Source organism: Amycolatopsis sp. NPDC004772 (genome assembly GCF_053601215.1).
Map to the genome: position 1 here is coordinate 1 of NZ_JBSGBK010000154.1, position 10,170 is coordinate 10,170.

Consider the following 10,170-nt stretch of genomic DNA (forward strand, 5'->3'; position numbering starts at 1 on the left):
GTCCAACGCACCGAACGCCACATTGGGTGCGTTGGACGCACCGAACGCCACATTGGGGCGCTTGGGTCAGGCGGTGCGGGGCGAGGTCGAGTCCGTCCACTTGCGCAGCCGCGGCGGGACGCGCTTCTCCAGGCCGTAGTTCTCCAGGTGGGCGGAGAAGACCTCGTCGAACGCCTTCTGCACGGTCTCGGTGTCCCACACCGGGCGTTCGAGGATCGGCTGCTTGAGGAACGGCTGGCCCATGATGTGCAGCTGCGGGCCGTTGCACCGGATCATCTGGCCGGTGATGCCGTGCGAGCCCTCCCCGAGCAGGAACAGCACGACCGGCGCGATCCGCGACGGCGTGCGGTCCGGCGGGCAGGCGCGCAGGGAGCGTTCCGACTTCCACACCATCCGCGTGTGCGCGAGCGGGCAGACGGCGTTGACGCGGATCCCGACGTCCTCCAGGTCGAGCGCCCACGAGTAGGTCAGGGACGCGACCGCGCCCTTGCTCGCCGCGTACACGCCGAGCTTGCGCTGCCCGAGCGAAGCGCCCGAGGAGATGTTGACGATCGAGCCGCCGGCGCCCGCGTCGACCATCGCCTTGATCGCGGCCAGCCCGGTGTTCACCACGCCGAGGACGTTGACCTGCACGAGCTCGCGGGCCGCCTCGGCGTCGTCCTCCCACGGCAGGGCCTCGTAGTTCAGCCCCGCGTTGTTGACCAGCCCGTCGATCCCGCCGAACTCCTTGACGCAGAGATCGACGATCTCCTGCGCCTCACCCGCCTCGGCCACGCTGTGCCCGCTCGCGACGGCGCGGCCGCCGTGCGCGCGGATGTTCTCGGCCGTCCGCTCGGCCAGCTCGGCGTCGATGTCGTTGACCACCACCGCCCCGCCTTCGCGCGCGACGTGCACCGCGAACGCCTCGCCCAGGCCCCGGCCCGCACCGGTGACCACGACCGCCTTGCCCTGCATCAACCCGTCCATTGCTCTCCCCGATCTGCAGCGCCGGCGGCGCGCGGTCCGTCCACCCCGGCCGGCTCATGTCCAGTCTTGGCCCATTCGGTCCAACGCGGCATCGGCGCGACGACGAGCGGCCGCCGCCCTGCGCCGAGCGAGTCCGGTTCGATCAGTCCGGACGTACCCGCGGGCCGGTCACGAGGGGGTGACTGACCGGCGTTCGGGGGACGGCGGGGCGTAACCGGCGGCATACTGTGGGTGCTTTCCGGTGGTCAACCGGTGACTCCCCCGGATGGAGTCATCACCGGAGAGGCACAATGCGGACGGTCCATGTTCACTCGATCGGGGGACGGTGGTTACGAGGTGACGACACGCGCGACACCCCGGTTCCGGGCCGTCCTGGCCAACCGGGAGTTCCGCGCGCTGTGGTTCGCCGAGACGCAGTCGATGCTGGGCGACCAGCTGACCATCGTCGCGCTGGCCATCCTCACCTTCGACCGGACCGGGTCGCCGCTGCTGTCGGCCGTCGTCTACTCCCTGACGTTCCTGCCCGCGCTCGCCGGCGGGCTCGGGCTGTCCCAGCTCGCCGACCGGTTCCCCCGGCGCGCGGTGCTGGTCGCCGGCTCGTTCGCGCAGGCCGTGCTGATCGGGCTGATGGCGCTGCCCGGGATGCCGCTGGGCTGGGTGTTCGCGCTGTTCGTCCTCGCGCGGCTGGCGAACGCGCCGGGCAACGCGGCGCAGAACGCGCTCGGCCGCGAGGTCTTCGCCGACGACGACGTCTACCTGCAGAGCCAGGACCTGCGGGGGATCACGAACAACACCGCGATGCTGGCCGGACTGGCCGCCGGCGGGCTGCTGGTGACGACGATCGGGACGTCGTGGGCGCTGGCCGTCGACGCGCTGACGTTCCTGGTGGCCGCGGTCGCCGTGCGGCTGCTGGTGCTGCGCCGGCCCGCGGCGGGCAACGGCGGCGCCCCGTGGTTCGGCGCCGTCCGGCAGGTTTTCGGCGACGAACGGCTGCGGGTGCTGCTCTACCTGTCCTGGCTCGTCGGCCTGGCGGTGATCCCGGAGGGGCTCGCGGCGCCGCTCGCCGCACAGCTGGGCGCGGGCGATCAGGCGGTGGGCTGGCTGCTGGCCGCCGACCCGCTGGGCTTCGTCGCCGGCACGTTCCTGCTGTCGCGGTTCGTCACGACCGAACACCGCCGCAAGCTGCTGGGCGTGCTGGCCGCGCTGCCGCTGGCCGCGCTGGCGGCGTTCGCGCTGCGGCCGAACCTGGCCTTCGCGCTCATCCTGCTCGCGCTGGCCGGCGCGACGGGCGCGTACGTCATCACGGTGTCGGCCACGTTCATCACCTGGGTGCCGAACGACATCCGGGGCAGTGCGGGCGGCCTGTACCGGACCGGGCTGCGGGTCGCGCAGGGCGTGGGTGTCGGCCTGGGCGGGCTGGTCGCGCAGGCGCTGGGATCCGCGCACACGACCATCGCGCTGGCGGGCGCGGTGGGTCTGCTGCTGGCCGTGCCGGTGGCGTTCGCCTGGCGCCGGGTGGGCGGGGCGGAACCGCGGCACTGGCCATCGTGATCGCCAGGTGCCACCTCCGGGGTACGGCCAAGATCATGAATGGCATTCGCGGACGTCACGGGTGACAATTCGAGGGTGGTTCAGAAGTCGCGGTTGCTCATGGGGGCCACCTCCATGCGGGGAGAGTCTCGCAGAACCTTTTGCGCCGCGTTCCCGGCAGTTACTCCGGGGCCTTGGCCGATCCGTTGCTGTGGGATGGTACCCGGCCACGGAATGCGTGAACACTCTGCCAGGTACCGATGAGATTACTCAAGGCCGGGACTAGGCTGGAAAGGAGGTGACCAATTGCATCCAGGACCGGACGGCGGCCCGGGCGCGCCGGGTGAACCGGGCGGCTCGGCCGCGGAGCGGGCGGAAAGCGCCGCGGAACCGGGCGTGACCACAGGTACGCCCGCGACCACGACCAGTGGTGTCCGGGTCCGGCACGCGTACTGGCCGGGCAACTGGGCGCTCTGGCGCCGCCGCCCGGTGCAGGTCGCGTTCATGCTGACGGCCGAAGCCGTCGCGGTCGCGATTCTCGCCGTCTCGTTCGCGCGCTCGCCGATTCCGTCCGGAAACGACTGGATCAATTTCGCGATTCTGGCCGCCGGCGCCACCGTCCACATTCAACTGACGCAGCGCCAAGAGGAGCGGCGGCGCGACCGGACCAAAACGGTGCTGATCGACCTCACCGCCGTGTGGACGTTTTCCGCCGCGATGATACTGCCGGTACCGCTCACCCTTTTCGTCATCGCCGTCATCCGGTTGCAGCACTGGTTCATCGCCCGGCGGCCGGCGCACAACTTCATTTTCTCGTCCATCACGCACGGCCTCGCCGGCGCGCTGGCGCACCTCACCTACACGGCGCTCGGGCCGCACTCGCTCGGCCGTCCGGGCTGGGGCGACTTCCTCCGCGAGTTCGGCACCATCGTCGTCACCGGGGCCATCTACGAAGCGATCCAGATCGCGTACGTGGGCGGGGTCCTGCTGCTCGGATCCCCCGCCGGGCGCACGGTTCGTAACGTGCTGGGCAGCCCGGCCGACAACATGCTCGAGGCGATCACCATCGGCCTCGGCGCGGTGACCGCGATCCTGCTCGCGGCCGTCCCGCCGATGGTGGCGGTGATGGCCGTGGTCACCGTGGTCTTCAATCGCCTCGCGGAACTCGACCAGCTCCAGAACGACGTCCGGACCGACCCGAAAACGGGCATTCTCAACATGCGTGGCTGGTCGGAGGCGGCGGAACGCGCTCTCGAACGGACCGCTCGATCGGGTGATCAACTGGCGCTGCTGATGGTCGATCTGGACCACTTCAAGTGGATTAACGACACCTATGGACATCCGGCGGGCGACGACGTGCTGCGCACCGTTGCGCAAACGCTCGACGAAGTGACCAGACCGAGCGACTTGGTCGGCCGTTTCGGCGGCGAGGAATTCCTCATTCTGCTGCCGGACATCGACGAAGAGGCGACCTGGGACGCCGCCGAGCGCATCCGGATCGCGATCGCCAAGCTGCACATGGTGACGACGGACAAGCGCGGCGACCCGGCGACCATCGCCGACCGCACGACGTCGATCGGCGTCGCCCGCCACCCCCGCCACGGCGACACCCTGGAGCGCCTCCTCCAATCGGCCGACGCGGCGGTCTACCTGGCGAAGGAGAACGGCCGCGACCAGGTCTGCTTCGCCCCGGACACGGTCACACCCCCAGCCGCACGGTGAGTTCGAGCTTGACGAGCACCTCGGCACAACTCCCGGCGGCGGCGGGTTCCAGCCGGAGCCGCTCCCCCCGGTAGCCGGCGGACTCGAGCCGCAGGACGGTGGCCCCGGGCGCGAGCCGAGGGTGGCACCAGTGCCGGACGATCCCGCTGCCGGCGTGGTCCTTGGCCAGCAGGAGGTACTCGTGCCCGAGGTCATCGGCGACCCGGCCGAGGCCGTTCCACCAGAGGGCCCGCAGGGTGAGGCCATCGCCATCGCGCAGAAGTTCGGCCGGCGGATCGGCGTGGACGTCGACCTGGAAGCCCTGCTCGGTGACGCGCACCGACCGGACGCGGAGAAAGGCACTGCCGGCGGACGGCGCACCGCCCGCGCCCGCTGCCGCGCTCCGCAGGCCACCGCCACCGGCCACCGGCGAGCCGCCCGGGCCGAGCGGCGGGTCGGCGAATTCACCGCCCGCGCCGGCCTCCGGCATCGGCGGCGCACCGGGCACCCCGTGCGGCCCAGCTCCCTCCTCGGCCGGCCCGGGCAGCAGCACCTCGCGCCCGCTCGTCCGCAGCTCGGCGCGCGGCAGCAGCTCCGCCACCGCCAGCTCCGCCGCCAGACGGCCGTCCTCTTCCTCCGGCATCTCGCGGATCCCGCGCAGCTCCCCCGCCAGCATCCGGTGGCCGAACACCTCCGCCCACGCGAGCGCCGCCGTCCGCAGGCCCGGCTCGGTGGCCAGGCGCTCGCGCAGCCGGCGCCCCGGGCGGACCCGGCCGAACCGCGCGGCCCGGACCAAGCGGGCGGACTCCGCGACACCCGCGCCGAAGAACCCCGTCATCGCCTGATCCAGCGCCCGCAGCTGGGCGGCGAGCACCACCCGTCCCACCGGCCCGGGGTGGACCCGGCCCAGCTCCGCCGGCGCGTACGAGCGCAGCGCCTCGGCGATCACCCGCAGCTCCGGCGTGCCCGGCGTGCGCAACCGGGCGCCGGGGGCGAGGCGGCGCAGTGCGCGCACGGTGTTCTCCGCGGGCACGGCGAGCTCGGTCGAGCGCACTGCTGCCTCCTGGTCGCCGCGCCCCCTGTCCCCAGTCTCACCAGGACCTTCCCGCCGAGGAAGGGCGGAACGGGCAGCCGTCCGGGCAGCTTGCGGAAAACCGCCGGCCGATCCTGCGGTTATCCCCATGTCGGCCGCCGAGCGCGGCTGGCACCCTTGAACCCATGCCGGCCCCGACCGATCCGCCACGCACCCGCCGACCCTGGTCGACGTCGGGCTGGCTGCTGCTGGTCCTGCTGGTCGTCTTCGCCTTCGGGCTGATCGCCTCGCGCCCGCCGTCGCCGCCGGACCAGGGGCCGCCGACCGGTGACGTGCTGGCCGCGCAGAACGCCATCGAGGCGCTGGTCCACCCCGGCCCGCACCCCGACACACTCGCCCGGCTGCCGAAGGACTTCACCGCGCTCAGCGGCGTCACCCCGGGCGCGATGCCGGCCCGCGACGGCACCGTCCGGGCGGTGCACGTCGACGGCGGCTGCTCGACGCCGTGGGGCGACGACAACACGAAGTGGGACTACGCCGTGCCGTGCAAGGCCCACGATCTCGGCTACGACCTGCTCCGCTACGCCGACCGCAAGGGCCACCCGCTCGGCCCGGAGGTCCGGGAGGCCCTGGACGACCGCCTGTCCTACGACATGCACCACGCCTGCGACCTCAACCCGATGAACTCGGCGCTCACCTGCCGGGCCGTCGCCTCCCTCTACTCGGCCGGGCTGGTCGTCAACTCGTGGCACCAGCGCTGGGGCCCGCCGGTCGGCGACCCGATCGGCCCGATGGTCGCCGGCGTGCTGGTGATCGGCTGCCTGCTGGTCTTCCGGCTGCGCGGCTGGCTGCGGGCCCGGCGCGAGCCGCGGGCGCCCGTTCCGCTCGCCGATCCCGCGGAGGTCAGCCGGTGGGCGCTGCTCGGCGCCGGCGGGGTCGTCCTGCTGCTGCTCGGCGAATCGGTGACGGCGCTCGCGCACTGGGCCGGCGCTCCCGAACCGGCGCTGTGGCCGCTGACCTGGCTCGCCCAGCTCGCCCCGCTGATCTACTTCGCCGGCGGCCACGCCAACGCGGCCGGCTGGCGCGCCGAGCAGCAGGCGGGCGGCGGCTACCGGCACTACCTGGCCGAACGCGCGAGCCCGCTGCTGCGGCCGGCGTTGATCTTCGCCGTCGTCGCGCTGCTGACACCGCTCGCGCTCGAACTGCTCGGCAGCCCGGCGGGCACCACGGCGACGGTCATGCGGATCGCGCTGCACCCGCTCTGGCTGCTCGGCGTCTACCTGCTGACGATCGTCTGCGCGCCGCCGCTGCTCGCCCTGCACCGCCGGGCGCCGGTGGGCGCGGCCGTGGGCCTGCTCGCCCTGGTCGGCGCCGGTGAGCCGGCCGCGAGCTGGTCCGGTTCGCCGCTGCCGCGCTACGCGGCGACGTTCGCCATCGCCCTGCTCGCCCAGCAGCTCGCCTTCGCCCACGCCGACGGCGTCCGCCCGTCCCGGCGGCTGCTCGCCGCGGCCGCCGCCACCGGGGTCGCGGGCCTCGCCGGGATGAGCGTCCTGCAGGGCGGGCCACCCGTCCTGCTCGGCAGCCCGGGCGCGCCCGGCGCGTTCTCCGCCCCGCCGTGGGGCGTGCTCCTCCTCGGCCTGGTCCAGCTGGGCGTGCTCGGGCTGCTGGCCCGCCCGCTCGGCCGGCTCGGCCACCGGCCGGGCGTCGCCCGCGCCTGCCGGTTCGTCCTGCGTGCGCCGATGAGCCTCTACCTGGCGTTCCTCGCCGCGATGCTGCTGCTGGTCGCCGTCGTCTACCTGCCCGGCCGGATCGCCGACGGGCTCAGCTGGCTGATCCGTCCGCGCACGCTGGTCGCGGTCGGGCTGCTGGCCGTGCCCGCGACGCTGGTCTTCTGGTGGTTCGAACGGCACGGCCACGGCGTCCGGCAGCCGCGCGCGGCCGACCACCCGGGCCGCCGGACGGCGGTGCTCACCCGGGCCGCGGCCGGGCTCGGGATCGGGTACGCGACGCTGGGCGTGTTCGGCTTCGCGCTGACCCGCTTCGGCGGGGTCGCCGCCGACGCCGACCTGCTCGGCCTGCGGCTCGACCCGATCCAGAGCCTGGTGCACCTGCTGCTCGGGGTGTTCCTGCTGCACACGATCCGGATCGGCGCCGGCGCGGCCACCGGCACGTGGCTGGTCACGGCGCTCGCCTGCGCGCCGTCGCTGCTGTTCGCCGCCGACGGCAGCACCCCGGGCTTCCTCGGCGTCACGCTCCACGCCGTCACGGCCGGGTTTGCGCTGCTGGCCGCCGCGGGAACCCTGCTCCCGGCTCGACCACCGGCGAATGCGACGTCCTGACCAGGCGAAACCACTGGACATGCGGGAAACTGGGTGGTGCATGACACATTCGCGGGGGGATGTGTAACGCTACGGCAACCCGGGGCAGGCACCATGCGTCCCATCCCCTAGCACCACCCGATCGATGGAGTGAGGAGTCGCCCGCGTGGATCACCCGCCTCGGAACGGGCAAGGCGGCCGCCGCCCCGCCCGGCCCCGGCAGGACGAGCCAGGCCGGGCCGACGCACGGCGCAGCACTCCCCAGCGCCGCCCCGCACCCCGCCGCGAGCCGGCCGACTCCCGCCGCGAACCCGCGGCCTCCCGCCGGGCGGCCGCGCCGCCGTCCCGGCGGCCCGAGCCCCGCCCGGCCCCGCGCGCCCGCCGCAACTCCTTCCGCGGCGCGAAGATCGCGCTGGCCGTCGTCTCACTGCTGGTGATGGGCCTGACCGGGTACGCCTGGGCGGCCATGCAGGGCCTGGTGAACGGGCTGAACTACACGAACGTGCTCAGCGACGGCGGCGGTGGCGACAAGCCCGCCGACGGCGCCCGCGACATCCTGCTGGTCGGCCTGGACAGCCGCACCGACGCCCAGGGCAACCCGCTGCCGCGCGAGGTGCTCGACGAGCTGCGCGCCGGCGACGCCGACGGCGAGCTCAACACCGACTCGCTGATCTTCGTGCACATCCCGAACGACGGCAGCAAGGCCGTCGCCATCTCGCTGCCGCGCGACACCTACGTCGACATCCCCGGCGGCTACGGCAAGCACAAGATCAACTCGGCGTACGCGCGGGCGATGCTGTCGGCCCGCAAGGACCTGCAGAAGCAGGGCGTCACCGACCCGAAGGAGCTCGACGTCAAGGCCAACCAGGCCGGGGCGAAGGAGCTGATCGAGACCGTCGAGAAGCTCACCGGGTCGACCATCGACAACTACGCCGCGGTGAACCTCCTCGGCTTCAGCGAGATCACCAAGGCCATCGGCGGCGTCGACGTCTGCCTGAACAACACCGTCAAGGACCAGTACTCCGGCGCGAACTTCACCAAGGGCCAGCACACGATCTCCGGCGTCGAGGCCCTCGAGTTCGTCCGGCAGCGCCACGGCCTGCCGAACGGCGACCTCGACCGCGTCGTCCGCCAGCAGGTGTTCATGGCCGGCATGGCCCGCAAGGTGCTCTCGGCCGGGACGCTGACCAACCCGGCGAAGCTGTCGGACCTGATCGACGCCATCAAGAAGTCGGTCGTGCTCAACCAGAACTGGGACATCTTCGGGTTCGCCCAGCAGATGAAGGGCCTGACCGGCGGCCAGCTCGAGTTCCGCACGATCCCGGTGAAGAACATCGACTACAAGACCCCCGAAGACGGCTCGGCCATCCAGGTCGACCCCGCCGAGGTGAAGCAGTTCGTGCAGGGCCTGGCCGGGCCGCCCGCGGGCCAGGCGCCGCCCGCCCAGCAGGCCGATCCGGCCAACAAGGCGACCACGGTCGACGTCCGCAACGCCTCCGGCCGCACCGGCCTCGCCGCGAACGTCGCCAAGACGCTCGAAGGCAAGGGCTTCACTCCCGGCGAGACGGCCAACGCGACCGCCCGCAAGACCACCGTGATCTGGGTGCCGAAGGGCGGCAAGGACAAGGGCCAGGCCGTCGCGGACGCGCTGGGCGGCTCGCCGACGGTCCAGGAGGACAAGAGCGTGCCGGCCGGCCACGTGACGGTCTTCCTCGGCGCCGACTACCAGGGCTCGACCTCCGACACGAGCTCGGGCGCCGGCTCCGGTGCCGCGGGCGCAACGTCGCAGGCCGCGGCGCCTCCCTCCGCCCCCACCGACGACGAGAAGCCGATCACCGCCGAGGGCGTTCCCTGCGTCAACTGACCCGCTCAGCGAGCCGGCGTTAACCCATTCGGCCTAACTCGCGCAATCGGTATCAAAGACATGCCCGAAATCGCGTAAGGGGCGGGCCTCGGCGCACTTACATACACGTGAGGGTGCACCTGCACGGGAATTATCACGCCCGTGCGGTGCCGTGGGAGCGCACGGCAGGGGACATTGATGTGCTGATCGACGCTGAGGAGTACCAGCGGATCCTCGGAGACGAGCTCCGCAAGCTCCGGCGCAGCCGGGGGTGGACGCGCAAGGAGCTGAACCAGCACCTGCAGAGCGAGATCTCGCTGCAGACGCTGGCCACCTACGAACTGGGCACCAGACAGTGCTCCGTCGTGCGCCTGGTCGAGCTGTGCGTCGCGATGGACGAACTCCCCCAGGACCTGCTGGCCAAGGTGCACCGCCGGGTGTTCCTCGACGAGCCCGGCCGGGTCCGCGTCGACCTGCGCAAGGTCGTCGCCGACGCCCCGGCCGACCTGCTGCCGCTGCGGCGCTGGGCCGAGGACCGGCTGCGGCAGGCCGGCGACCAGGGCGGCGGCGAGGTCGCCCTCGACCTGCCCGCGCTCGAGCGCATGGCCGAGCTGTGCGGCCTGCCGACCGTCGACCTGGTCGCCCGCCTGCGCCGCTACACCTCCCGCTGATCCCCTCCCGCGGCGGGGGGGGGGGGGGTGTGGGGGGGGGGTTGGGGGCCCCCAAAAACAAAAAACCAACCCACCCCCAAAAATAAGACACCCCAAAACAGAGGAGAA

The 10,170-nt window shown here is 72.8% G+C and carries 7 protein-coding genes; 5 read left to right on the top strand and 2 right to left on the bottom strand.

The window, feature by feature from the left end; all coding sequences use genetic code 11:
* Positions 1–66: 66 nt before the first annotated feature.
* Complete coding sequence (locus ACWEF6_RS42145; protein ID WP_449688076.1) at positions 67–966, bottom strand: SDR family NAD(P)-dependent oxidoreductase; 900 nt, start codon at positions 964–966, stop codon at positions 67–69.
* A 303-nt stretch (positions 967–1,269) separates the two neighbouring features.
* On the opposite strand from ACWEF6_RS42145, the gene ACWEF6_RS42150 reads away from it, so the two are divergent.
* The gene (locus ACWEF6_RS42150) at positions 1,270–2,517 is read left to right on the top strand and encodes an MFS transporter (RefSeq protein WP_449688077.1); all 1,248 of its coding nucleotides are present in this window, start codon (positions 1,270–1,272) and stop codon (positions 2,515–2,517) included.
* 285 nt (positions 2,518–2,802) lie between these two features.
* Positions 2,803–4,218, top strand: a complete 1,416-nt coding sequence (locus ACWEF6_RS42155) for a diguanylate cyclase (RefSeq protein WP_449688078.1) — start codon at positions 2,803–2,805, stop codon at positions 4,216–4,218.
* Here the strand turns inward: ACWEF6_RS42155 and ACWEF6_RS42160 are convergent.
* Positions 4,196–5,251 (bottom strand): hypothetical protein, encoded by a 1,056-nt coding sequence (locus ACWEF6_RS42160; RefSeq protein WP_449688079.1) that lies wholly within the window; start codon positions 5,249–5,251, stop codon positions 4,196–4,198. The genes ACWEF6_RS42155 and ACWEF6_RS42160 overlap by 23 nt on opposite strands.
* A gap of 164 nt (positions 5,252–5,415) precedes the next feature.
* Between ACWEF6_RS42160 and ACWEF6_RS42165 the strand changes: the two genes are divergently transcribed.
* The 3 genes from ACWEF6_RS42165 to ACWEF6_RS42175 all read left to right on the top strand — a co-directional run bounded on the left by ACWEF6_RS42165 (position 5,416) and on the right by ACWEF6_RS42175 (position 10,062).
* On the top strand, positions 5,416–7,569 hold the full coding sequence (locus ACWEF6_RS42165) for a phospholipase A2 (protein ID WP_449688080.1): 2,154 nt from the start codon (positions 5,416–5,418) through the stop codon (positions 7,567–7,569).
* Positions 7,570–7,714: 145 nt separating this feature from the next.
* A complete protein-coding gene (locus ACWEF6_RS42170; RefSeq protein WP_449688081.1) occupies positions 7,715–9,412 on the top strand; it encodes an LCP family protein in 1,698 nt (565 codons plus the stop codon).
* A 179-nt stretch (positions 9,413–9,591) separates the two neighbouring features.
* On the top strand, positions 9,592–10,062 hold the full coding sequence (locus tag ACWEF6_RS42175; RefSeq protein ID WP_449688082.1) for a helix-turn-helix domain-containing protein: 471 nt from the start codon (positions 9,592–9,594) through the stop codon (positions 10,060–10,062).
* Positions 10,063–10,170: the final 108 nt, after the last annotated feature.

Bases quoted from the DNA above. Each gene is read 5' to 3' on its own strand.
- ACWEF6_RS42145 (WP_449688076.1), bottom strand. From the start codon at position 966: ATGGACGGGTTGATGCAGGGCAAGGCGGTCGTGGTCACCGGTGCGGGC.
- ACWEF6_RS42150 (WP_449688077.1), top strand. From the start codon at position 1,270: ATGTTCACTCGATCGGGGGACGGTGGTTACGAGGTGACGACACGCGCG.
- ACWEF6_RS42165 (WP_449688080.1), top strand. From the start codon at position 5,416: ATGCCGGCCCCGACCGATCCGCCACGCACCCGCCGACCCTGGTCGACG.